General features: G+C 61.9%; 19 protein-coding genes. 10 read left to right on the top strand and 9 right to left on the bottom strand.

Translation table 11 applies throughout. The features are described 5' to 3' along the window. Window positions 1–4 precede the first annotated feature (4 nt). Entirely contained in the window at window positions 5–595 is a 591-nt protein-coding gene (locus tag QMK32_RS07605; protein WP_283474126.1) for a TetR/AcrR family transcriptional regulator, read from the top strand. Between the two features lie 96 nt (window positions 596–691). After that, window positions 692–1651 (top strand): DUF389 domain-containing protein, encoded by a 960-nt coding sequence (locus QMK32_RS07610; protein ID WP_283474128.1) that lies wholly within the window; start codon window positions 692–694, stop codon window positions 1649–1651. A 12-nt stretch (window positions 1652–1663) separates the two neighbouring features. Here QMK32_RS07610 and QMK32_RS07615 read toward each other — a convergent pair whose 3' ends face one another. Both QMK32_RS07615 and QMK32_RS07620 read right to left on the bottom strand, forming a co-directional pair. Further along, complete coding sequence (locus QMK32_RS07615; protein ID WP_283474130.1) at window positions 1664–2668, bottom strand: TIGR03617 family F420-dependent LLM class oxidoreductase; 1005 nt, start codon at window positions 2666–2668, stop codon at window positions 1664–1666. A gap of 67 nt (window positions 2669–2735) precedes the next feature. Further along, window positions 2736–3023, bottom strand: a complete 288-nt coding sequence (locus QMK32_RS07620; protein ID WP_283474131.1) for a hypothetical protein — start codon at window positions 3021–3023, stop codon at window positions 2736–2738. 172 nt (window positions 3024–3195) lie between these two features. Here QMK32_RS07620 and QMK32_RS07625 point away from each other — a divergent pair, with 172 nt between their 5' ends. Continuing rightward, entirely contained in the window at window positions 3196–4143 is a 948-nt protein-coding gene (locus QMK32_RS07625; protein WP_269301772.1) for a YihY/virulence factor BrkB family protein, read from the top strand. Window positions 4144–4158: 15 nt separating this feature from the next. On the opposite strand, the gene QMK32_RS07630 is transcribed toward QMK32_RS07625, so the two are convergent. The 3 genes from QMK32_RS07630 to QMK32_RS07640 all read right to left on the bottom strand — a co-directional run bounded on the left by QMK32_RS07630 (window position 4159) and on the right by QMK32_RS07640 (window position 7199). Beyond that, window positions 4159–4578 (bottom strand): MarR family winged helix-turn-helix transcriptional regulator, encoded by a 420-nt coding sequence (locus QMK32_RS07630; RefSeq protein ID WP_283474132.1) that lies wholly within the window; start codon window positions 4576–4578, stop codon window positions 4159–4161. Further along, complete coding sequence (locus QMK32_RS07635; RefSeq protein ID WP_283474134.1) at window positions 4575–5999, bottom strand: MFS transporter; 1425 nt, start codon at window positions 5997–5999, stop codon at window positions 4575–4577. Before QMK32_RS07635 ends, QMK32_RS07630 begins: the two co-directional genes overlap by 4 nt. A 75-nt stretch (window positions 6000–6074) precedes the next feature. Continuing rightward, window positions 6075–7199 carry a beta-mannosidase gene (locus tag QMK32_RS07640; RefSeq protein ID WP_283474135.1) on the bottom strand — a complete coding sequence of 375 codons (1125 nt, stop codon included), beginning with the start codon at window positions 7197–7199 and terminating at the stop codon, window positions 6075–6077. 333 nt (window positions 7200–7532) lie between these two features. Here QMK32_RS07640 and QMK32_RS07645 point away from each other — a divergent pair, with 333 nt between their 5' ends. From QMK32_RS07645 to QMK32_RS07665, 5 genes are all read left to right on the top strand, one after another. Continuing rightward, window positions 7533–9518: a hypothetical protein gene (locus tag QMK32_RS07645; RefSeq protein WP_283474136.1), complete on the top strand. Its 1986-nt coding sequence runs from the start codon at window positions 7533–7535 to the stop codon at window positions 9516–9518. After that, window positions 9515–11077: an AEC family transporter gene (locus QMK32_RS07650; protein ID WP_283474138.1), complete on the top strand. Its 1563-nt coding sequence runs from the start codon at window positions 9515–9517 to the stop codon at window positions 11075–11077. The genes QMK32_RS07645 and QMK32_RS07650 overlap by 4 nt, the downstream gene beginning before the upstream one ends. Further along, a complete protein-coding gene (locus QMK32_RS07655) occupies window positions 11047–12570 on the top strand; it encodes a glycosyltransferase (protein ID WP_502943551.1) in 1524 nt (507 codons plus the stop codon). Before QMK32_RS07650 ends, QMK32_RS07655 begins: the two co-directional genes overlap by 31 nt. Next, a complete protein-coding gene (locus QMK32_RS07660; RefSeq protein WP_283474140.1) occupies window positions 12567–14213 on the top strand; it encodes an ArnT family glycosyltransferase in 1647 nt (548 codons plus the stop codon). Before QMK32_RS07655 ends, QMK32_RS07660 begins: the two co-directional genes overlap by 4 nt. Before the next feature lie 93 nt (window positions 14214–14306). Further along, window positions 14307–14522: a hypervirulence associated TUDOR domain-containing protein gene (locus QMK32_RS07665; protein ID WP_283474700.1), complete on the top strand. Its 216-nt coding sequence runs from the start codon at window positions 14307–14309 to the stop codon at window positions 14520–14522. A 5-nt stretch (window positions 14523–14527) separates the two neighbouring features. On the opposite strand, the gene QMK32_RS07670 is transcribed toward QMK32_RS07665, so the two are convergent. The 4 genes from QMK32_RS07670 to QMK32_RS07685 all read right to left on the bottom strand — a co-directional run bounded on the left by QMK32_RS07670 (window position 14528) and on the right by QMK32_RS07685 (window position 20684). Beyond that, window positions 14528–15532, bottom strand: coding sequence for a DUF3089 domain-containing protein (locus QMK32_RS07670; RefSeq protein ID WP_283474141.1), 1005 nt, complete (start codon window positions 15530–15532; stop codon window positions 14528–14530). Window positions 15533–15603: 71 nt separating this feature from the next. Then, the gene (locus QMK32_RS07675) at window positions 15604–17670 is read right to left on the bottom strand and encodes a hypothetical protein (protein WP_283474142.1); all 2067 of its coding nucleotides are present in this window, start codon (window positions 17668–17670) and stop codon (window positions 15604–15606) included. Continuing rightward, window positions 17667–18908: an ATP-grasp domain-containing protein gene (locus QMK32_RS07680; protein ID WP_283474143.1), complete on the bottom strand. Its 1242-nt coding sequence runs from the start codon at window positions 18906–18908 to the stop codon at window positions 17667–17669. The genes QMK32_RS07675 and QMK32_RS07680 overlap by 4 nt, the downstream gene beginning before the upstream one ends. Window positions 18909–19019: 111 nt before the next feature. Continuing rightward, the gene (locus QMK32_RS07685; protein ID WP_283474144.1) at window positions 19020–20684 is read right to left on the bottom strand and encodes an FAD-binding dehydrogenase; all 1665 of its coding nucleotides are present in this window, start codon (window positions 20682–20684) and stop codon (window positions 19020–19022) included. A 407-nt stretch (window positions 20685–21091) separates the two neighbouring features. On the opposite strand from QMK32_RS07685, the gene QMK32_RS07690 reads away from it, so the two are divergent. Both QMK32_RS07690 and QMK32_RS07695 read left to right on the top strand, forming a co-directional pair. Beyond that, entirely contained in the window at window positions 21092–21703 is a 612-nt protein-coding gene (locus QMK32_RS07690) for a TetR/AcrR family transcriptional regulator (RefSeq protein WP_283474145.1), read from the top strand. 151 nt (window positions 21704–21854) lie between these two features. Beyond that, window positions 21855–23414, top strand: coding sequence for an MFS transporter (locus QMK32_RS07695; protein WP_283474146.1), 1560 nt, complete (start codon window positions 21855–21857; stop codon window positions 23412–23414). Window positions 23415–23528: the final 114 nt, after the last annotated feature.

A 23528-nucleotide genomic window follows, 5' to 3' on the forward strand; every position in this document is an offset into this window, starting at 1 on the left:
TTTCATGAATCCGGACAGCAGTAGCGGCAAGGGGCGGGCAGGTCGCCCCCGAGACAGCAGCGTCGACGACCGAGTGTTGTCGGCTACCCGCGAGCTACTGATGGAGCTCGGATGGGAAGACCTGAGCATGCGTGGCGTCGCGGCCCGTGCAGGCGTCGGACGCGGCACGATCGATCGAAGATGGTCGTCCAAAGCCGAGTTGGTGTTGCACTCGATCCTCGGAGCAACCCCCGACCTCGAACCGTTCGACGGGACGGACCCGAATGGTTGGGTGCGATGGGTGGCGACGGGCAGCCGCGAGCTGTTCGCCAAACCTGAAGTGCGCGCAGCAGTTCCGGGTCTGATCAGCACCTTCACTCGGAACGAGGATCTTCGTCGTCAGCTTTGGCAAAGTTTCAGCGGGCCTCCCGCCGAACTGTTCTCCGCGGGTTCATCGCTGGATGCAGCGGACGACGCCGTGCTCGACGCTCGAGCGCTGATCGCGATGGCAGCCGGAGCCTCACTGTTTCTCAGTATCATTGCGACAGAGGATGATACTGATTCAGTTCATCTTCGGATCGAAGAACTTCTACTGCGCGCGATCGATCGACCCTGACTATCGAAGATTCCGGTATCTCGCCGATGTCGACTGCGGATGAATCGAGGGGGACTCGATGTTGGGGTCCGTCCGGGCTGTGCGCAGAATATGGGCATGCTGCACCTGCGTATCCTCTCGCCCTCGATACTGACTCAGGACGTGCTCGCATGTCTTGTCGACAGTCCCGCTGTCAGCGGTATCGCGGTGACACGCGAGGCTTCCGTCGAACCTGTCGGTGACCTCGTCGTCGCCGATATCGCACGGGAGGGAGCGAACGAGATCATCGACTTTCTACGCGATCTCGGGGTGCATCAGGATGGCAGCATTCATATCGAGCCGGTTCGTAGTTGGCTCTCGCGCTCGGGATTCGAAGCAGAGAAGCGAACTCCGGGCAGCAGCGCAGACTCGGTGGTGTGGGCGGATGTGGCGCAGCGGTCGTACGACGACACAGAACTGAATTGGACTTACCTGAGTTTCATGGGCATGGCCACGTTGCTCGCATCGATCGCGATCGTCATCGATTCGCAGATCCTGATAATCGGTGCAATGGTTCTCGGTCCGGAGTTCGGGGCTATCGCAGCTCTCGGTGTCGCGCTGGTGCGGAAGCGACCTACGCTGCTGGTCCGCGCGAGCAGGACCCTGGTGGTCGGATTCGTTCTCTCGATCGCTACGACCACTCTCTTCGTACTTGTGGCGCGCGCGGTGGGCTGGGTGGTCATCGATGACGTCACAGGACCTCGACCGAGCACCGCTTTCATCTACTCACCGGACAAATGGTCGTTCATCGTGGCAGTGATCGCGGCAGCAGCAGGGGTTCTGTCGATCACCTCGGCGAAGACGGGTGGGTTGTCCGGGGTGTTCATCTCGGTGACTACGGTGCCTGCCGCCGGAAACGTCGCGCTCGGAATAGCGTTCGGTGTCGGTACGGAAATTTGGGGCAGCACTCTTCAATTGCTGCTCAATATCACCGGTATGGCGGTGGCAGGCTGGGCCACTCTGGCAATTCAGCAGAGCGTCTGGGCACGACTTTCTGCTCGTCGCGCCGCCGCCATCGACCGCTTCCGGAGTCGCTGAGCTCGCCACGAATTACTTCAGGACTCGAAGCTTCGCGCACATGTCGCGGAACTCGTCGTCATCGGCGCGATCCGATGGGACTGTCAAAGCGATACCGTCACAAAGATTTTCGTACTTCGATGCAAACGCTGCAGGCAGCTCCGCGTACGTGCATTGGGTGACCAGCACGTCCAGGACGTCATCGGTAACTACACCGGCGAGATCAGCCCAGTCACCCGCGCGGGACATAGCGGTCAGCTTCTCGCCGACCTCGGACAGTCCGAGAGCATCCAGAGCAACGCGATATGCCGGGGTGGAGTACAGAAACGCAAGTTCTTTTCGCGCAGGCTCCCGGGCCGATACGACCGTGGCCGCATCGCGGCCGGTGATCGTCTTCGGGACCGCGATGATGCGAGGCCTTCGACCGGCCCGTTCGAGATGGGGAATGGTGATCTGTTCGAGTACCTTCGGATGCGAACTCGTGGGATGAGCGACAAAGCCATCGGCAATCTCGCCTGCGAGCCTGCACATCCGAGCATTGACTCCGCCCGTCCATATTTCTGGAGATGGGACGTCGATCGGACCCGGATTGAAATATGGCTGCAAGCGGTCGAACGTGTAGTGCGTGCCCTCGTAATCCAACGAGTTTCCGTCGCGAAATGCTACGAAGATCGCCCGAACAGCGCCGATGTAATCACGTAGTTGCGCAACAGGGTCCGTCCACGGCATCGAATACCGGCCGACGATGTTCCCCCGCACCTGAGTCGCCAACCCCAACTGGAACCTGCCACCGGAGAAGCTCGCCAAATCCCAGGCCGCCAACGCCGTCACCATCGGGCTACGCGCAAACGCCACCACCATCGACGTCCGGACGACGAGCGTGGAGGTGTGCTCGACGGCCAAAGCAGCTACCGCGAACGGATCCCTGACGGTTTCGGAAATGTGCACGGTGTCGAAACCGAGATCCTCTATGCGCCTGACGCGATCGGCAACCTGGTGGAGCGGGGTATCGGCGGGTAGTGAAGAAACTAGTTCCATGTCTATCCAGGTGCTCCAGATGCTCGTGCCACGCGATGCTTTCCACAGCGACCTTACGGTTGGCTGATCACGCTTCCGGTCGCGGGACGTGTTTCTCCCACCGGGCGCGCCGCTCGGATTCCGACTGCTGCCACCACGGTGTGCCTCGTTCTCCCAGCGCGATTTTCGCAGCCTGCACCCCCGCACGGGAGGCGGCGGCGCCCCCGGTGGAGCGAACATCGCGTCGCCAGGCCATGAGAATCGACCGTAGTTCGGCGTTGCGGTCCTCGGGAATGGATGGGTCGGTCGCTCTCCAGCGCCGACCCTCGATCACGATGAAGTGTCCATCCTCGGTGTACTCGCGGTCGTCACTCACCCTGCCTCCCAGCTCCAGCCCTAGTCACAGCTCTCATGTCTTCGATGGTGCCAGAGCAGTCCGACGGTACTGGTCGGTGGCGGTGTTGGATGGATGAGCAGTGGGTATGCGTGATCCGGTCGCGAGTGGCGCGGCGAAGGAGTGTGAGAAGCATGGCTGGATTCGACCGATGATGCTGGCAAGAATGGACGAGTTTCAACGAAGGCATCCATCGGCGGGATTCCCGCTGGCAGTGGTGTACAAATTCCTCGACGACCGCGGCGGATATCTTGGCGCCCTGATCGCGTACTACGCGTTCTTGTCACTGTTTCCGCTGCTGCTCTTGTTCACCACGCTGCTGGGCATCGTGCTTGCCGGTAATCCGGACCTGCAGGCCAGCATTCTCGACTCCGCCATGAGTCAGATACCTGTCATCGGAGATCAACTAGGCGAACCGGACCGCCTCAGCGGCGGCGTGACGGCGATTGTGATCGGCATAGTCGGCTCGCTCTACGGCGGCCTCGGCATCTCGCTTGCGGCGCAATACGCAATGAACACCGCATGGTCCGTTCCGCGCAACGAACAGCCGGACCCGCTGCGAGCACGACTGCGCGGTCTGCTGTTGCTGAGCACTGTCGGTACCGCCATCATCGGGCTGACCGTCCTCAACGCCGTCGCGTCGTCCGGCATCTTCGGGTTTGCAGGTGGCACGCTTGCCCTGATCGGCGCCGTCGTGGTCAACGCCGCAGTCTTCTCCGTAGCGTTCAGAATCGGAACGCCCCGCGCGTTGACCATCCAGGACGTACTGCCCGGGGCGATCGTCGCCGCGGTGATCTGGCAGGCATTGCAAGCATTCGGCGGAATCTACATCCGATATGTGGTGGGTAATGTCAGCACCAGCAACGGAGTCTTCGCGATCGTTCTCGGCTTGCTCGGATTCCTTTATGTCGCATCGGTACTCATCGTTCTCTGTATCGAGATCAATGCCGTCCGAGTCGACCGACTGCATCCTCGTGCGCTGCTGACGCCGTTCACCGACAACGTCGAACTCACCGAGGGTGACAAGAAGTCTTACACCGGCCAGGCAGAAGCGCAGCGGAACAAGGGGTTTCAGGACATCGTCGTCACCTACGAAAACTAGCGGACGCAGGCAGGCCTACGCAGAGGTGGCCGAGTCTCCGAGTATCGAAGACACAATGCGCGCCAGAGTCGCGAGGTCCGCCTCGTCCAGAGCGGTCAAGGCCGCAGGCGGTGTTCCAAGGACATCGTTCGCCACGCGCGCGAGTTCACGCCCGGAGTCGGTGAGGGCCACGACGCGTCGACGTCGGTCGACAGGGTCCTCAGTGCGTCTGAGGTGGCCTCTGGCTTCGAGGTCACGAAGAGTGATCGACAGGTACGGCGGATCGGAGCCGAGTTGTTCGGCGAGTTCGCCCGCCGAGATCGGTCCGTGCAGGAGCCGTCGGAGAACTTTCGTTCTGAAGAAGCTCTCTCCGGTCGCGGCGACGACGGCGCGGTGTGGATCGGACACCTCGAGGACGAGGCTACGCAGGTCGGCCCAGACGTCAGGGGCACTCATGAGACCAACTCCTTCGAACGGGTGGCGACGGCGTGCGCGGTGCTGCGTGCCCACCCTCCGGTGGTGACGACGGCCAGAATCAGAACCACGACACCGGCGCACAACATGACAGTCCAGGCAGGTCTCGCAGCGTCGATGAAACCGTCCTCGAAGCTGCCGACCAGACCCGCGGTCACAATCGATCCGACAACCGCGACTCCGAGTGATTGGCCGACCTGCCGGCTCGTCGATGCGATTGCGGATGCGACGCCGGCCTGACTGCGCGGCATGCCCGATATCGCGGTGTTGGTGATGGGGGCATTCACCACACCGAAGCCGATACCGAAAATGATGTACGACACCGCAAGCCAGCCGAAGGACGTGTCCGCAGTCAGACGGGTGAGCATCGTGGCAGAGACGATGAAGCCGAGCCCGGCGACCACCAGTGAGATCCGCGGCCCGCGGGATCCGGTGATACGACCGGAGATCGGGGCGAAGACGAGGGTCATCAAGGCCATCGGCAACGTGTACAGCCCGGCGTGCAGTGGGGAGTAACCGCGGACGTCCTGCAGATACAGAGTGTTGAGGAACAGGAAGCCACCCAGCGACGCGAACGAGCACACGGCGATGATCGTGGCGCCGCTGAACGGGACGCTGCGAAAGAACGACAGTTCGATGAGCGGTTCTGTGCGTCTGGATTCCGTCAGGATCAGCCCGACGAGCGATGCGAGGGTCACCGCGCCCGTCATGAGGATGAGTGGGGAGGTCCAGCCCATTGCCGAGCCTTCGATGATCGTGAACACCAGACCGGCGAGCAACGCGATCATGAGTATCTGACCCGCGGGATCGAACCTGCGCGCATGGAGTGCTTTGGATTCCGGGACGTACTTCCACGTCAATGCCAACGCGAGAAGTCCTATCGGGACGTTCACCCAGAAGATCGACTGCCACCCTGCAGACGTCACCAGCACCCCGCCCAGCAGCGGTCCCGCAGCCATCGACACGCCGACGACGCCGCCCCAGATGCCGATCGCCCCTGCGCGTTCCTTGGGGTTGTCGAACGTGTTGGTGATGATCGACATCGCGACCGGATTCATCATCGATCCGCCGACGGCCTGAACCATGCGGAATGCCACCAGCCAGCCCAGCGACGGCGCGACACTGCACAGTAGCGATCCGAGAATGAAGGATCCGGTGCCGATCATGAAGATCTTCTTGCGCCCGAAACGATCTGCGGTAGAGCCGCCGAGCATCAACAGTGACGCCAGGACGAGGGTGTAGGCGTCGATGATCCACTGGAGACCCGACACCGACGAGTTCAGCTCGGCCCGAATCGACGGAAGTGCGACGTTGACGATGGTGTTGTCGATGCTGACCAGGAAGAGGCTGAGGCAGCAGATGCCGAGCACGAGGTATCGGCGCTGTGACGAAGACTCAGTCATATGGACCGCCCGATAGTTGTACACCTACAAATGTTAGTTCGAGTATGAATACTCGAGTGATGCTTGTGCAAGCGGCTAGTTCGAGGTTCCCTGATCGAGGACCTGCCAGAGCGGATCGCTTGGCCCGATGTCGAACGTGCACTCGGTCGGTCTCGGGTCCGGAACGAACGCCCACAGCAGTGCCCCAGCGGTACCTGCCGCCCGCTGACCGTCGATTTTCGCCTCGATGTGCGCGGCGCGATCTTCCACAGTCGAACAGGATCCCGCGAGCTCGCCGATCTCGGCCACCAGAAGTGGCTTACCGACCTGTGCCGTCTGCGTGATCCGACGCTGGAGTCCGTTCCACTGATCGCCGGGCAGTGCGACCCCGTCGGCGCCGTAGTCGTGGTACTGAAGAACATCGACGACGGGTGACTGTGCCAGATAGCGGTATTCGTCGCCCTGGCTTCCGCATTGGCCGCCGCCGGTAAGCCCGGCAGTGATCAAGGTGCGTGGGTCGAGGGTGCGCACTCGTGCGCCGGCGGTATCGAAGAAGCTGCGCAGAACGTCATCGGCGTCGGAGGCACAGGTTCGAGTCTCCCAAGAACAGCTCGCGTCGACGCAGGTGCTCGTTTCCGGTTCGCCGACGAGCTCCCACGCGGCAAGTGCGGGTGAGTCCTTCCAGCGCGCGACGGCGGTGTCGGCCCACTGCTCGAAGCTCAGAAGCGCTGTTGCGGTGGGGGAAGGCGGTGGCGTCGTCCAGCCGTCGATGTACCACTGTCTGTCCTTGAAGGCGTTGTCTTCGCACGCGCCGTCCTGAGGTGACAAGACGGGGATGAGAAGTTGGTCGTGCGCTTCGGCCGCGGCGAAGACTGCGTCCATGGGGCCGAAGTCGAGGTTGCCGGTGAAGCGGTTGATCGCGAGAGCTTGAAACGCGTCGAAGCGCGTCAGCGAGTGTGTAGGAAGCGCCGCGAAGTAGCTGTCGAGATCGACCATGGCTCCGCATCCGGCATTGACGGACCAATCCGTAGCCAGTTGGTAGGCATTGAAACCTGTCGGCCACCAGGGTGCGCCGTCCAGTGCCAGACCGTCGGCGCTCGCGCTCACGCGGGCACCCGGCGCAGGAGCGGCGTCTGTCGGTGCTGCACCGGTGACGGCGACGAGCAGGCCAGCGCACGCCAGGACGGCAGCGACTCGACAGAAACGAACCAGGCTGTGCATAGAGCAGATGATAGGCCTGTGTATTTGCAGTCGGTAATTCCGCTCCCGGTGAATGGCATATCAACGCTATTAACCCATTCGAGCCCGGTAATCCCATAAAAGGATCCTCCGATACCGCAATTCATAGATGTACTGGTCAGTAATATTGTTTATTCGCACGACCTTCCGGGGTCTCATGTACTGGTCAACTGGGGTGAAGATAAAATCGGACACACGTCGAGACTGTCCAATCCTTATCGGTCATAATGATCTCGAAAGATGTCACTTCCACTTAAAGGGCCGGACTATTTGATGTCGTCGACTATTGGTGTGCCTTCTCGCTGTACTGCTCGAATGGCCGCGATCAGCGGGATTGTTGCAATGATGGTCCTTTCTTCCGTGCCGGGAATCGCGCAAGCACAGGATGAAGACCCAGAAGAGACGAACCCGATCTCGTTGTCCCTCAGCGAGACCGGCCTGGGCGCTTCGATTGCGCTGAATGGGCTGGACGGCCGTACTCGCGTCACCGTGCCGGTGCCACCGGGGACCGGGCCGTCGTCGTTGAACGCGGTGCTCACCGTCCCGGCCTGGCTCGATCGAGGTTGGATCGACGTCGAATCCGGTAACCGACCGATCTCGCGTATCGCGCTCGCGGGCGACGCGCCGACGATCCCCGTCTCCATCCCGCTGGCAGCGGTTCCCGTTGTCGACGGAGCGGTGACCCTCGACCTCGCGTCGACGCTGATTCCCGACGCCGGCTTCTGCCCGGATGCCGCCGACGCACAGCTGCGACTCCTCGACGCCCGAGTCGATTACACCGGGGCGCCGTCGATCCCTCGAACGATTTCCGAGTTCCTGCCACCGGTACTCCGACAGCTCACCGTATTCATGCCTGCCCAGCCGAACCGCGACATGATCTCGGCAGTGTTGACGTTGACGACGTCGGTGATCGACTACTACGGCGCGCAACCCGTTCGGGTTCTCGTCCGTCCGGACACCCAATTGCAGGGTTCGCAACCGGACCAGATCTTCGAACGGTCCGTCGTCGTGTCCGAGAACAAGGACGCCGCAGCAGAACTGATCTTTCCGGTCGATCAATCACCTCCACGGTTGTTCGTCACCGGTAGCGGTACGGCACTGACCGACCAGGCTCGATTGATCACCAGCAACATTGCCGACTTGGCGGTGACGACCAAAGCACTCGCGGGGGCGTCGGCTCCTCGAGCTGTTCTCGCACCCGATTCGACGACCCTCGACGATCTCGGAATCGGGACTGTCACAGGGAAAGGCGACGCCACCGCGACTGCGTCGCTCACGCTCGATCAAGCACGCCTCGGCCGCTCGGTCTCGGATGTGTCGGTGCATCTGACCGGAAATTACACCCCGGGCGTCGGATCGATCACTGCCGGAGTAGGCGGTAAGACGATCGCATCGTGGTCCGCCGACGATTCGGGTCGGTTGGATGAGTGGGTCGAGATCCCGAACGCCGAGCTGCGGAAAGCTACCACCGTCGATGTGAGCTTGGCCCGCCCAACGGATTCGGCCGCTGGATGTAACACGCAGGCAGCGTCGACGATCACCGTCGACGGTTCCACTGTCGTCCGATCCGGACCTTCCTCGACGCCGGCTCCGCTGGGATTCGGATCGCTGCCGCAAGCCTTGATGCCGCAATTCGACGTAGCGATGACCCAGGAAACCCTCGCCGATACCGCCCGTGCCGTCTCGGTCGTGACCGGACTGCAGCGCCTGTCCTCCAGGCCGATCATGCCGCAGGTCGTTTCTCTCGACGACGCGCTCGCCAGCTCCGACCCGGCCGTCGTGATTGCCGCAGACGGTGCTCTACCGGACTCGCTTTCATTGCCGCTGTCCTCGTCCGGAGCTACGACGTTCTCGATCGCAACGCCGGAATCCACCGACACCGACGCCTCGCTCACCGTCGATCCGGGGGTGCCTTACGCCAGCCTGCAGGTGACTACGACCGCGAACAACGCGGCATTGTTGGTGGCATCGTCGACAGGCAAAGGGGGCCGGCTCGACGCACTTCTGGGTTGGCTCGACGCCGATCCGTCGCGTTGGTTCGGCCGCAGCGGCGACATTCTCTTCGCTGTACCGGGAATCGAGCCGGTGTCGTTGTCGAGCGGAGACCTGGCAGGGGACTCATCGGAGGTGTCGGAGTCGACGGAGGCCAGCGGGTCGGGCGTCGATCGCATGAGTGTGACGCTTCTCGGAATTGCCGGCGCGGTATTCCTCGTCGCCCTCGTAGGTGCGGTCGTACTGGTTGTGCGCTCTCGTCGCTCCACGCACCGTCGCCACCGCCGCGGCGATTCACCGGTGTCATGACCGCCGATGCCGAGGCCGGCCCCGACCACACCGGGAAAGGGGACTCGAGCAACGACGATGTCGCAGTGGTCGATTCAGTACCGGAGAAGACGGGATGGACTGCGCACCCGGCCACTCTGATCGTTCTTCGGTGGCTCCTGCTCTTGGCGTGCGTCGTTGTCGCATACTTTCCTACCTGGAAGCGGGTGATCGAGGAAGCGTCGAACGGTGCCATCACCGCGTACATTTTCGTGCTTCCGTTTCTGGCGGCCGTAGCGGCGCAGGGAGTGGCTCGCCGTCGCGCCGGGGAGTTGCCGATTCATGATCGACAAACCGACGTCATCGTCGGCGGTCTCGCGTTGCTGGCAGCCATCGCCGTCAAAGCCCTGTGGTTGCCGCGTTACGCCGAGCAGTACGCACTCGCGCACCTCGACGTTCTGTCGGCGCTGGTCTTCTTCTTCGGCGGCGCGATCCTGCTGTTCGGTCTTCGCCCGGTCGGCCGGTTCTGGTCGGTGTGGTTGCTGCTGCTGGCTTTGAGCCCATTGATGTATCGGTTGGTCGCCGTCAATGCCGGTGGAAGTCGATTCGCCTACGGAGCAGTACTGGTGGTGTTGGGCGGCGTCGCGGGCGCAATAGCCGTCGGGCGTACTCGTCGTAGAGCGTGGCTCGGATTCGCATGCACGGTGGCAACGGGGTTCGCAGTGCTGGCGTTCATCTTGGCCCTCTGGCCTCGAATCGACATCGTTCTGTTGCAGCTCATCCCGACGGTCGGTTCGTCGATGATGATCGGGCTGGGGTTCTATCTGCTCTCCAGGCGCGGTGAGAGCAAGAAACCGTTGCCGAAGGGCATGTCCTCGTCTTCGGCGAAACGGTCGGCGAGTTCGGCGATTCTGGTGATCGTTGCTGCGGTGATCCTGCTCTTCCTCCCGCTGCCCGAGACAACGGTGATCCCGGATACCGCCGGCCCTCCGGGATCGACGTCCGTACCGTTGGCTCCGCCGACCGGGTGGAACCGGACAGCGATCCAATCGTACGACTGGGTGCGCTCGTACTTTGGGCAAGCAGCGACGCTGACCCGGCAGACGATGAAGGCAGAAGACGGAAATCCCGAGTGGGACATCGAATCACGACCACGGACTGTGGTGGTGGACGTGCTTTCCACCACGAACCGAGCCAGTTTGGCAATCTATCCGGAAAGCACCCTGTATCGGCTGAGCAACACCCGCACCAGCGCTGCACTGCAGGTGCCACTCGGGCACGGAGTCACCGGAACCCTTTACACCTCGGTCAGCGACGCTCTGTTGTTGACCTGGACGAAATTGGTCTTCACCTGGGTGCGCGGCGACGTCACCCAGCGCGTAACGATCATCAGTGTGGACAACCACGAGGACGGCGCTACGTTCCCCAGGCCGATACCGTCGATGGCGTCGAACATCGGTACCAGTCTCGCGACCTTCCTACGCGGCAATTCCATCATCGCCGACACCGACCCGGAGTACAAAGACCGCACGCTGCTGACCGCGTTCGGTACCGGTCTCGTTCGGGCGCAATGGAATATCGGTACCAGAGGTGGACAGTGAGCAGCACGCCGCGGACGCCGCCGCGCGTCGGGGAGGAGACAGCGGAGTTTCGCGCAGAGGCGCTCGACGACGCCATCAACGGACTCGCCCGCCGAAACCCACTGGCGTCGGCCGCGATCGCCTTCGTGCCGTGGCAGAAGTACACCACCATCTCCATCGCCGTCCTCACCTTGGTGAGCGCCCTATTGAATCCTGTTCCGACGCTGCTGGTGTTGACGGTGGTGTGCACGCTGGGCTATCTGGCGATGATGTTCGACCGCCTGCTGATCTTCTCCCGAGGGTTGGATGCAACGGCGATCGTGACGGTCACCGATGAGCAAGCACTCGCGATTCCGGACGAACTTCTCCCCGCGTACACGATCTTGGTCCCGGCATACAACGAGCCCGAGGTTGTCGGCGACCTCATCGCCGCCATGACCAACCTGAACTATCCGCCGGACAAACTACAAGTTCTGCTGCTGCTGGAAGAAGACGACGACGTCACCATCGACGCGGCGGCGCGCAGCGGTGTCAGCCAGATCGTGGAGGTAATACTCGTCCCGGCCGGAGACCCGCGTACCAAGCCGAAGGCATGCAACTACGGACTGCATTTCGCGACCGGAACCATTGTCACGATCTTCGACGCCGAGGATCTCCCCGAACCTCTGCAGCTGCGCAGGGTCATCGCCGCGTTCGACCGCCTGCCCGATACCGTGGCCTGCGTACAAGCAAAGTTGGCATTCCACAACGGCTCTCAGAATCTGCTGACCGGATGGTTCACCGCGGACTACGCGTTGTGGTTCGGCTACCTGCTTCCCGGTTTGATGCGCAGCACCTCACCGATCCCGTTGGGCGGCACATCCAATCATCTACGACGCGACGTCATCGAGCAGGTAGGCGCGTGGGACGGCTTCAACGTCACCGAGGATGCCGATCTCGGAGTTCGTATCGCCGCGTCCGGTTACTCCACCGCGGTACTGGATTCGATCACGCTCGAGGAAGCGAACAGTGACCCGATCAACTGGGTCAGACAGCGTTCACGCTGGTACAAGGGCTACCTTCAGACGTGGCTGGTGCATATGCGCCGACCCGTCGCTACCGTGCGTGCACTGGGTCCGGTCGGCACCTACCGGCTGACGTTGTTGTTGGCGGGCACTCCGATCAGCGCCTGCATCAATATGATCTTCTGGTTCACCACGGCCGCTTGGATTCTCGGGCAACCAGAACTCATTGCCGCATTGTTTCCGCCGTACATCTACTACTTCTCGTTGGTGTCACTGATCATCGGCAACGTCGCCACCATCTACATGTACCTGATCGCCAGTAGAGAAAGCGACAACGCCTACCTTCTCGTCCCGAGCCTGACGATGCCGCTGTACTGGGTGATGATGAGCGTTGCCGCGATCAAGGGATGCTGGCAGCTCATTCGGAACCCGTCTTACTGGGAGAAGACATTTCACGGACTGAACACGCCGACCGCGACAGCCGTCGAGACCGAAGAGACTCTCACGTGAGTTCTCGCGCACCGTGGATCGTCTTCACGTCATCATTGGCGGGCTACGTTGCGATCGGGTTGACACTGAGCCTGAAGTTCGGCTATTTGCTCGGCGACGCATTGTCGCGGACCTCGGCTGCGCAGTCGGTGCTCCTGAGCCGCGATCCACATGTGTCCGCTATCGGATTCATCTTCACCCCGTTGACTGCGTTGGCGCAGTTGCCGATCGTTGCTTTGTCTTCGTGGTGGTCGGCGATCACCCGGTGGAACATCTCCGGGATCCTGGTCTCGGCAGCGTTCATGGCGGGCGCAGTGGTGATGGTGTACGGAATCTGTCGAGATCGGGGCCTCTCGACCCGGTGTTGCACGCTCCTCACGGTGGTGTTCGCGATCAACCCGATGATCGTCTTCTACGGCGCGAACGGCATGAGCGAAACAGTGTTTCTGTTCTTCGTCTGCTGGGCGGTGCGGCGCTTGATCCGCTGGGTACATACCGACGACGTCCACGATCTGGTCGTCGCGGGTATCGCGCTGGCACTGGCCTACCTCACACGCTACGACGGCGTCGTCGCTATCGCGGGTGCCGCTGTGCTGGTCGCGGTGATCACGGTGATGCGACGGGGTCGAGCGCAGTGGCGGACGATGATTCGCCGCGCTGTGCTCGACGGGGTGCTCGTGGCAGGACCGGGTTTTGCCGCGTTCGTGGTGTGGACCGGGACGAGTTGGTTGATCACCGGGGAAGCGTTGGCCCAATTGTCCTCTGGCTACGGTAATGCCGCGATTCTGGCACAGTCCGGAGGTTCGACCGGAACAGCGCTGGGTAACACAGTGTTCGCGGTAACAGCCATTGTCGTGCTGGGGCCTGCGCTGCTGGTGGCCCTGCCGGTTTCGGCGGTCCTCGCACGACGGCGACGCGATCTCGAATTCTTGGTCGGGCCGGTCGTGTTCGGCGCGGTACTCGCATTCCAGGCCGTGAGCTTCATCGGAGGCTCCACGTTCGGCTTTCTGCGGTTCTACATCTGCGCGATACCGCTTGCCGTGGTCGCATTGGTGCAATTGGTTCCGCCGCGAGGCAATCCGCACACGCGGCGAGAAGGTGCATTCCACCGTCCCCGGCCGGTACGTGCGATGGTGCCTGCCGGGGTCGGCGTCGGGCTGGTGGTGTTGTCGGTGCTGGCTGTGCCGGTCACCGGTTGGGCGATGATGCAGCCGAAGCTGGCCCCCCAGGAGTATGCGCTGGGATATATCCTCGACCCGACCCCCTCCGCCGAAGATGCCCAGGCAGTCGAAGCTCGCTCGATCATCGACTCGTTCGCCACCGAACGCGAACTCGCCGCATATCTGGATTCACAGAATCTGCCCGAAGGATCAGTTCTTCTGGACACCGTCTACGGGTTCGCGGTGGTCGCGGCGTCGTCGAATCCTACGCAGTTCGTCGTGCCCTCCGACCAGGATTTCACCACCACTCTCAACGATCCGGGTGCAGCGGGAGTGAAGTACCTGCTGACGGTTCCCAACACCGGACGTGGCGAATCCGACGCAGTCAACCGCAGGTATCCGACGATCTACGACAACGGTGCCACCATTTCTACATTCGCCTTCGAGGTTCCCACTACGGGTGCAGATCAACCGAACTGGCGGATCTATGAGGTCGTCGAATAGCGCCACCCGGCGATGCAGGGATGGATTGGTGGGTGCTCCGGTGGGTATGCGCCGTCCACAGCGTCTTACGTTTCTTACACAGGAGGACCGATGATGGCCGGAGACGAGTTTCACAAGGGCGACAAGGTCGAATGGAACAGCCATGGCAGTACTGCCGAGGGCACGGTGGAAGAGAAGATCACCTCCGAGACCGAAGCTGCAGGCAGGACCGTCAAGGCATCGAAAGACCAACCTCAATATCGCGTAGTGAGTGACAAGTCAGGCAAGGATGCGGTGCACAAACCTTCCGCCCTGGACCCGAAGTCCTGACTCGATCACCGACCGGCGGCGGCGTACGCCGCGCCCTGAACTTCGACGAGGTCTACCAGGTCTCGCTGGGCAACATTCATGTCGACCTGGTGAATTCCCCAGTTCGGAGCAGGCACAGCCGGGATGAGCGAGGCCCCGGGTCCGTCGACCATGAGAACGCGCGGTCCCTCGCCGGTTGTGCACCGAGCATGGAAGCCGTCGACTTCCAGACCCGCAAAAATTCCGCGGATGGGAGCGTCGGCATTGTCGCGCAACGACCCCGGATTGGTGCACAACACCTCGACGTCGGGACCGGCCGTGGTCGGCGGCAGACCGAACCTCGCGTCGTCAGGAGCGGGATTCGAGAATGCCGAATAGGCGACGACACAGCCTGTCTGCGTGGACTCGGTGCATGCGGCCACGGAATCGAAGTCGCCTCCCACACCCTCGCCCTTGCGGACGAGTACGTTCCCGCCGATCAGAAGCGCCGAGACCAGTTTCGATTGGATCGGCTGACCGTCGATGTGATCGGCGATCAGTTTCCGCAGGACGAAAGTGCCCTGGGAGTGTCCGATGAGAACCACGCCACGGCCGTTGTTGTGGTGCGCAAGGTAGTCGTCCCAAGCATTCTCGATATCGGCGTATGCGAGATTCCCGGCGGCGGTGCGCTCTTCCGCCGTCCCAGCGAACAATGCGCGCAGGGTGGTCTGCCGGTACACCGGCGCCCATACGTTGCAGTTCTCCCCGAAGGGCGCGGCCTGCAAGGCCGCCACCGCGCGTAATTCGGGTGAGGTGTCGAAGTTCGCGTTGGTGCTCTGCTGCAGTGATGCAGTGGGGTAGACGTAGAAGCAGTCGATCGGAGCGCCTGACCTACCGCCGCACGGGTCGCCTTGCTGGCCGGGCTGACACAGCCAGGTTGTCGTCGATGCGGGAGCAGGCTCGGCGGATACCGGCGAAGCCACTATGGCGAAGAACATCATGGCCAGCACACCGGCGCGAAGCACCAGGCCGGCGGGGCGTGGGATCGGCACGAGAGTGACGATAGCAGGGCAGGCGCCCGGCCACGGGGAGTCCAGAAAACGGCCCGGAAACGCCTCCGAAACTACCGACCTTCCTCGCTCACGCCCCGAGGCAACCTGTCTACGCCCCAACTGCGTTCGATGAATCCGATGATGTTCTCGACATCTGTCGCCGGAATCTTGTCCGGCTCACCTTCCTCGAGCGGGTCGGCGTGGAAGATGTAGAGACGAGAGGCGAACTGGTCGAACGGCAGTGACCCTTCACCGGCTCGTTCACCGTTTCCTGCGGTACCGACGACGACTCCGTCGCCCCAATCCTGACCGCTGTCGTTGTTCGGGTTGAAGAAATAGACCCGCATGATGCCGTCGGGATCTGCGGTGACACGCAGGATGGCGATCGCATGCCAGCCGATGTAGCGGGCCGCACTGTCGGTGACGGCGACACCGGCCGGCTGCGGGTGAATCAGCGGCTGACCACCGTTGTACGTCGGGTGATAGGAGGCGTGAAACTGCCGAATGAAGCCGTCGAGATCGATCAGATTTCCGGTGGCGACGTCGACGTTGATGTGGAACTCCCGAGCAGACCACCAGCCGTGAAACTCCGGATTGACCCAGCGATGCGGGTCGCCTTCACGGTCGGCGCATCGTCGGACCATCTCTGCGTAAATTCGGTCGAGGTGCGGTACCAACAGCAACGAAACCGGATCGAGGTCGATCGGATCGGTGGTCGCGACCCCGCCGATGCTGTCGGTCGAGGAGATCGGTTGCCCTTCGAAGTGCATGACGATCTCGTCGTCACGTGCAGCCCAGACGACCATCTGCAGTAGGTAGTCCGGGTCGTTGTACGCCCACATCGACAGTGCTCGCGCAGACTGGCACGTGGGATTGTCTCCTTGGCCGACGCCGAGTGGTTGGCCGAGCATCGACAACAGGCCACCGAGCAACCGCGACTCCGGATCGGGACCTGGACCGAACGCGACAAGCATTTTCTCGCGTACCTTCGGTGACAGCTTCAACGAAATCTGCCGCCACAGTGACGGGACAACCGGTGGCTCGTAGAGCGTCCCTCGGTCGAGAAGCAGCGCCAGGCCGTACAGGCATTGCGCTGTCTCCGGGTACACGGTCTCGGTAACGAGGCGCTGAACCAGTTCCGGATATCGCTGCAGACACGTCCGGCCGGTGTCGGACAGTCCGAGCGCCTCGGCGAGTACGTAACTGTTGTTCTCCACGAGATAACGCACAAGGGTCGCGTGATAGGGCGAGACCAACCCGGTGTCGTGCATTGCGCGGGCGAAACCGCGTGCTTCGAACTGCAGAGCTTCCGAATCCATCACCGCAAGCCGTGACCGGTAGACATCGACTCCGGGGTCTTCCCGGCATGCTTCGGTAGTGCCGAACAAAGCCGTGGTCAACCGGTCGAGACCCTGCCCGGACGTACCGAGATCCACGGTGGGGTCGTCGCGGTAGATCGCAATGCGGGTGACCATCGTCTTGACGTTGTCCACCTGAATCGGGCGTTGACGCAACACACGCCAAATCTCTTCGAGGAGTTCGTCGAGAACGCTGTCGTAGCCGATCTGTTCGGCGACGTAACCGAACAGATCGCGAATGAGATGAGCGGTGCGTCCGAGCCGAACTCGCTCTGCCTCCGACGGCGCTGTGAACAACACTTCGAGGTTCAAAGCGAGCACCTGGGACAGGAACCGGCGAGCATCTTCCGGCGTCACGGCCGGGTGTTCGTACTCGCTGGCGACTATTGCCACCATGCGAAGTTCGCTCGTCGCTTCGAGCACAACGGTGTCGTTGTTTCCGCTACGCAGGCTCGGGCCGACGAACGCCGGAACGAGGATGTCCGGCTGCGCCCAGTCCGATCCGGCGAACAGTCCCGCGTTCTCGAGGAGCTCTGCACGCTCCTGAATCGCTGCACAACCGCCAGGTTGCGACAGCACACGATGCAGTGAGTCGAGGACGCGTCGGAGCTTGGAGCTCTTGGTGAACTCCGGCGCGGTGGCGAACGCCTCGGCTGCGTGATCGAGTTGTGCGAGACGCGAAGCCAATGCTCGATCGGCCGCTGTGGTCGCATTGGTGGCCGCCGGTTCTTCCGTCGACTGTGCCAGTGGCGTGTGGTCGTCCCCGAGTTCCTGCCTCACACGTAGAAGTCCAGTTCTTCCTGTTGTTTGAGCAGATCGCGCATCCGATACGGATCTTCGCCAAAGAAGTACAGCAAGCCCCAGTGCGTACCGAAAGCCGTACGCTTGGTGACGGTCTCCTCGACGGGTGCCGAAAGGTCGTTCGTCTCGTAGTAGTCGTCGTCCAACGTGACGTCGGGAATGACGAGATTGCTGACCACGCGTCGACGCGGGTACACACCGAAGCAGCCGGCAACACCGGTGGCGTCGACGACCTCCTTGGGGAAGAAGGCGTCGATCTCTTCCTCGGTGGTCTTCGGGTCGAACGAAAGTACCAGGCCCTGGTACGCATTGAATCCGTAGGCGCGCTCGAGCAGCTCAAAAACCTTGAAACCTGGTGGCCGGTAAGCAACTTCACCGAAGTACATCTCGCCGTCGCTGGTGACGAAGTACTCGGGGTGAATGAACCCGAATTCGATGTCGAAAGCCTTGATCAGCTTCTCGATCTGCACGGTGATCTGATCACGGTACTTCTCGAGCTCGGGAGTCGCGGGTACGAACACCGAGTATCCAAGGGTCACGTACTCGGAGATGTTGAGGAATTTGATCTTTCCGTTGTGGATCCACGCCTCGACGGCAAACTCCCAGCCGTCGAGATGGGATTCCATCAGCGCCGGGAATTCCTCGTCGGGAATGGAATCGACTTCATCCGGTGTCCGGATCACCCGGTGGCCGAGGCACCCTGCTTTGTCGAACGCTTTGACATGAATCGGGTCGTTCGGGTCGCCGTCGAGCTTGAGGAGAGTTTGGTTGACGCGCTTGAGGAAGCGAATCACATCTTCACGGTCGTGGGCCTCCTCGAAAATGCCGACGCGAATCCCACCGAGCTGTGCACGACGCTTCATCAGGGACTTGTCTCGCAACAACATCGCCTGCCCGAACAGGCGTGGGTTGCCCAGCAGTACCGAGTTGATGGCACCGGCCCACTCGACAGTTTCCTCGTACAGCGGGATCGCGACGTCGACACCCATATCGCGCAGTGTCTCGGCGATCTCGAGCGAACGGTCGTTGAGACGTTCGAAGTTCCACGGAAGATAGGGAATATCGTGCTCAGTGCAGTATTGCTCGGCCCAATCCGGTGCCACGACGACATACCTGCGGTCGAACTTGTCGAGGGCTTCCACAGCCGGCAAGCTCCAGCCGAGTAGTGCTACGTAGCCCTTGTCCGGATTCTTCTCGAGCCGTGCAGGCTGAGACATAAAGATCCTTCCCAATCGGTGTTCCGCGGTCGAAGTCCTCCGCTCCACGGTACAGAGTGTGCACTTCGCGACCGACGGGCTACCTCTCGGCGCACTGTCTGACGGCCGCGCTCACACTCCCTGTGCCAATGCACGTCCGGCTTGCCGACCACTGAATATGCAGCCGCCGAGGAAGGTGCCCTCCAACGATCGATACCCGTGTACACCGCCGCCGCCGAACCCGGCGATCTCACCGGCTGCCCATAGTCCAGGCACCGTGGTCCCGTCCGAATTCTGCACGCGTCCGTCGAGATCGGTCTGGATGCCGCCGAGGGTCTTACGGGTGATGATGTTCAGTCGCACTGCGATCAACGGACCGGACTTGGGATCGAGGATCTTGTGCAACGACGCAGTGCGAGCTATCCGCTCGCCACGGGAGCGTCGCGAATTGTGAATCGCGGATATCTGCAGATCCTTGGTGAACGGGTTGTCCGTTTCACGGTCTCGTGCGGTGATCTGCCGCTCCAGATCGCGAGCATCGATGAGATTGTCGCCGGTGATCTTGTTCATGCCTGCGACCAGCTCGGACACCGTTTTTGCGACGACGAAGTCCTCGCCGTGCTCTTTGAATGCCTCGACCGGTCCGCTCGCTCCGGGTAGTACCCGCCCGAGAACGAGTTTGAGGTTCTTGTCGGTGATGTCGGGGTTCTGCTCGGATCCAGAGAGCGCGAACTCCTTCTCGATGATCTTCTGTGTGAGAACGAACCACGAGTAGTCGTATCCGCTGTCCTGAATTGTTTTCAGCGTGCCGAGAGTGTCGAAGCCGGGGAAGTTAGGGACCGGGAATCGTTGTCCGCGTGCGTCGAACCACATCGATGACGGGCCGGGGATGATGCGAATCCCATGGTTCTTCCAGATGGGATCCCAGTTCTTGATCCCCTCGGTGTAGTGCCACATCCGGTCCTTGTTGACCAACCGACCACCCGCACGCTCGGTGATGCCGAGCATGCGTCCGTCGACGTGCTCGGGTACCCCGGAGATCATCGACGTCGGGGGTGTGCCCAATCGGGCGGGCCAATTTTCCCGCACCAGATCGTGATTGGCGCCGATTCCACCGGCGGTGACCAACACCGCACCGGCATGGAACTCGAACTCCTCGACCTCGACCCGCGTGCTCCCCGAACCCCGGACCGAGGCGCTGGGCTCGAGAACTGCCCCTCGGACGCCGTCGACGACGCCGTCGGTCATGGTGAGCTCGTCCACGCGATGACGGAATCCGAAGCGCACCAAGCCTTTTGCTGCTGCCTCGCAGACACGCCGTTCGAACGGGGCGAGAACGCCGGGGCCCGTTCCCCAGGTGAGGTGAAAGCGTGGCACCGAGTTGCCGTGGCCCTCGGCGAGGTAGCCGCCGCGTTCGGCCCAACCGACGATGGGAACCCATCGCATTCCCTGCGCGTGCAGCCACGAGCGCTTCTCGCCTGCCGCAAACTCCAGGTAAGCCTGTGCCCACTGGTAACCCCAGTAGTCCTCACCCTTGGGATCGTCGATGTCGCGGTCGAACGTCGCGGTGCCGAGCCAGTCCTGCAATGCCAGCTCGGGGGAATCCTTGATACCCATCCTGCGCTGCTCGGGGGTATCGATCATGAACAGGCCACCGAGCGACCAGAAGGCCTGGCCACCGAGATTCTGTTCCGGTTCCTGATCGAGCAGAAGCACTCGCTTGCCTGCGTCGGCCAGTTCGGCGGTGGCCACCAGACCTGCCAGACCAGCACCGACCACGATTACGTCCGCATCCATCATCGAACCTCTTCCCCTTGTTCGCCTACACGGTTCCCCGCACGCCAGTGGACCATGTCGTGTCGGTCTCGACAATAGAGTTCCGCGGCAAGGCGTGTTGCGATGCTCAGCGACGAGAACCTGTGTCAGACGTGGCGGAGCCGAGCGACTGAATTTCCGTCGAGTCCATACTTCGGCGAACGTGAAACGGGCCGATTTCGGAGTGGTCCGCGGCCACGCTCAGCGAGTGCTTGCGTCGGTGCGAGAGTCTCGAGCATTTTTCGCAGACGAGCGACCATCCGCGAGAAGGACAGGTCAATTATGTCGTAGACCATAACTGTGACGAATCTTAGGTGTAACTGTCCGTAACGGCCAACTGGTACGTGGAAAACGGGCCTATGATCGCCGGCATAGCGATGGGAGCACCGATGGTAGATAAGAGCACGGCTCGGGACGACATGCTGCGGAGTGCGGCACTGTTGTTCCGTGCGCGAGGAGTCCAGGCCACCTCGCTCGCTGATGTCATCGAGCATGCGGGCGCCCCCCGCGGTTCGATCTATCATCACTTTCCGCAGGGTAAGCCGCAGATCGTCGAGGAAGCAACGCGCGCAGCGGGCGCGATGATGGGGGCTGCAATCTCATCGGGACTCGCGGCAGACGGCCCTGCGCGAACCATCGCTGCAATCATCGGCGGATTTCGAGAGCAACTTGTCGCGACCGATTACACCGCGGGCTGTCCGGTGGCTCCAGCAGCATTGGAAGGTGTGAACTCACCGGCTGCACTCGCGGCCGCGGGGGAGTCGTTCACCTCCTGGGAAGACACGATTGCGGCTTCGCTCTGGCAGCGAGGATTGTCCCAGCAGCGGGCTTCGTCCCTCGCGACCACCGCGATCTCGGCCATCGAGGGGGCGCTGATAGTTGCAAAGGGCCAACGCAGCATCCGCGCGCTCGATCGGGTCGAGGCTGAACTCGTGCCCTGGGTGGAGACCGTCCTCGACCAGGCAGTGGCCGCGCGACGGGGGCCTCACAGCCGCTCCTAAAAGCCGGTAGTGAGACGCTACCTGCCGAGCTGCAATCTTGCTATAACGCGCAGTAACGGATACTTTCACCTTCATTGCTATGTCGCACGACATAGCAGAAGGGGTCATCATGATTCATTCTTCGAACAGCATCGCTGTGAAACGAGTGCAGATGTCCAGCAGAAAACGCTGGTTGGCGCTCTCGGTGATTTGCGCAGCCGAGCTGCTGGTTGTACTCGACAACACCGTCGTCAATATGGCGTTGCCGTCGCTGGGCGTGCAGTTGCATGCGAACATCAGCGGCCTGCAATGGGTGGTCGACGCCTACACGCTCACCTTCGCGGGTCTGCTGCTGGCCTTCGGGCACCTGGGTGATCGGTACGGACGCCGCACAGTGATGGCGGTCGGCCTGGCCGGTATTGCTGTGATGTCGATCGGCGGCGCTCTCGCGGCCGACCTCGGTCAGGTGATCGCTGCGCGCGCGGCGATGGGAGTATGCGCCGCGGCTGTGTTCCCAGCGACACTCGCATTGATCATCAATATCTTCGACGACGCCAAGGAACGTGCGCTTGCCATCGCGGCGTGGACAGCTATGGCGGGGTTCGCTATTGCGATCGGGCCGACTGCGGGTGGATTTCTGCTCGAACACTTCTCCTGGCACTCGGTTTTCTGGATCAATGTACCGGTGGCACTGATCGTTCTGGTGGCGGCGCTGATGCTTGTGCCGGAATCCAAAGCCTCACATGTCGGGAAGTATGATCCGCTGGGAATTGCGCTCTCTCTTGCGGCCATTACCGTGATGGTCTGGGCGATAATCGAAGCCCCGCATCAGGGTTGGCTGTCTCCGATCAGTTTGGCGGCCTACGGGGTCGCGATTGCGAGCCTCGTTCTGTTCGTCTTCTGGGAACTACGCCACCCCTCGCCGGTTCTCGACATGCAGTTGTTCCGAATTCGGCGATTCTCGTTGCCCGCGTTGTCCATAGCCATCGCTTACTTCAGTATGTTCGGGTTCCTCTTCATGATCACCCAGTATTTTCAGGGAGTGATGGAACTCAGCCCACTACAGTTCGGTATCCACTCGCTTCCCTTCGCCGTCGCAATTGCCGTCGGTGCGCCACTCGCCACCGTCATCGCGCAGCGGGTGGGAACCACCTCGGTGATCGTGTTCGGTTTGGTCGTGATGAGTATCGGGATGTTCGTTGCCGGGCAAGTGAAAGTCGAAACACCCTATGTCGGTCCGGTATTGATTTCGATGGTCCTCATGGGACTTGGGCTGGCGATAGTTCAGGGGCCGGCCACCGAATCGATCATGTCCTCGGTATCGCTGGACGAGGCTGGTGCTGGATCGGCCGTCAACGACACCACCAGGGAAGTGGGTGGCACGTTGGGGGTTGCTGTGCTGGGTTCGATCGTCGCATCCATCTACACGACCAAGGTCGGGCCGCGGATCGACGCACTTCCCGACGCAGTCATGAACCCTTATCAGAAGAGTTTTGCTCGGGAGACCGTCATCAGTGTCATCGAGATTGCGAAGGCTCCGACCAACTCGATCTTCGCGAGTCAGAAGTCGGAGCTGATCTACGCCATGAAAGCTGCTTCGCTGGAGGGCTTTCAGCTCGCCTCGTACATCACAGTAGGTGCCTCGTTGGCGTGTGCACTTGCCGTCGGCTTCTTCTTGCCTTGGTCGCGGCCCGAGGGCGACGGTGTGCTGCTGGGATGGCGATCCAAGTAGCGAACCGCATCCTCGACTCTTTGGTAACGCACAGGGCTAGGTGTGAGAGCAACCCGGTCGGCTGATGGAACGTACCTGTGCTTCAGTCGGGCTACACCCCGGCCCAGGATGGGT

Source organism: Rhodococcus sp. H29-C3, assembly GCF_030063405.1.
Classification (GTDB): domain Bacteria; phylum Actinomycetota; class Actinomycetes; order Mycobacteriales; family Mycobacteriaceae; genus Rhodococcoides.

Coding starts and splice junctions, on each gene's coding strand:
- QMK32_RS07605 (WP_283474126.1), top strand. CDS start 5: ATGAATCCGGACAGCAGTAGCGGCAAGGGGCGGGCAGGTCGCCCCCGA.
- QMK32_RS07610 (WP_283474128.1), top strand. CDS start 692: ATGCTGCACCTGCGTATCCTCTCGCCCTCGATACTGACTCAGGACGTG.
- QMK32_RS07615 (WP_283474130.1), bottom strand. CDS start 2,668: ATGGAACTAGTTTCTTCACTACCCGCCGATACCCCGCTCCACCAGGTT.
- QMK32_RS07625 (WP_269301772.1), top strand. CDS start 3,196: ATGCTGGCAAGAATGGACGAGTTTCAACGAAGGCATCCATCGGCGGGA.
- QMK32_RS07630 (WP_283474132.1), bottom strand. CDS start 4,578: ATGAGTGCCCCTGACGTCTGGGCCGACCTGCGTAGCCTCGTCCTCGAG.
- QMK32_RS07635 (WP_283474134.1), bottom strand. CDS start 5,999: ATGACTGAGTCTTCGTCACAGCGCCGATACCTCGTGCTCGGCATCTGC.
- QMK32_RS07640 (WP_283474135.1), bottom strand. CDS start 7,199: ATGCACAGCCTGGTTCGTTTCTGTCGAGTCGCTGCCGTCCTGGCGTGC.
- QMK32_RS07645 (WP_283474136.1), top strand. CDS start 7,533: ATGGCCGCGATCAGCGGGATTGTTGCAATGATGGTCCTTTCTTCCGTG.
- QMK32_RS07650 (WP_283474138.1), top strand. CDS start 9,515: ATGACCGCCGATGCCGAGGCCGGCCCCGACCACACCGGGAAAGGGGAC.
- QMK32_RS07655 (WP_502943551.1), top strand. CDS start 11,047: ATGGAATATCGGTACCAGAGGTGGACAGTGAGCAGCACGCCGCGGACG.
- QMK32_RS07665 (WP_283474700.1), top strand. CDS start 14,307: ATGGCCGGAGACGAGTTTCACAAGGGCGACAAGGTCGAATGGAACAGC.
- QMK32_RS07680 (WP_283474143.1), bottom strand. CDS start 18,908: ATGTCTCAGCCTGCACGGCTCGAGAAGAATCCGGACAAGGGCTACGTA.
- QMK32_RS07685 (WP_283474144.1), bottom strand. CDS start 20,684: ATGGATGCGGACGTAATCGTGGTCGGTGCTGGTCTGGCAGGTCTGGTG.
- QMK32_RS07690 (WP_283474145.1), top strand. CDS start 21,092: ATGGTAGATAAGAGCACGGCTCGGGACGACATGCTGCGGAGTGCGGCA.
- QMK32_RS07695 (WP_283474146.1), top strand. CDS start 21,855: ATGTCCAGCAGAAAACGCTGGTTGGCGCTCTCGGTGATTTGCGCAGCC.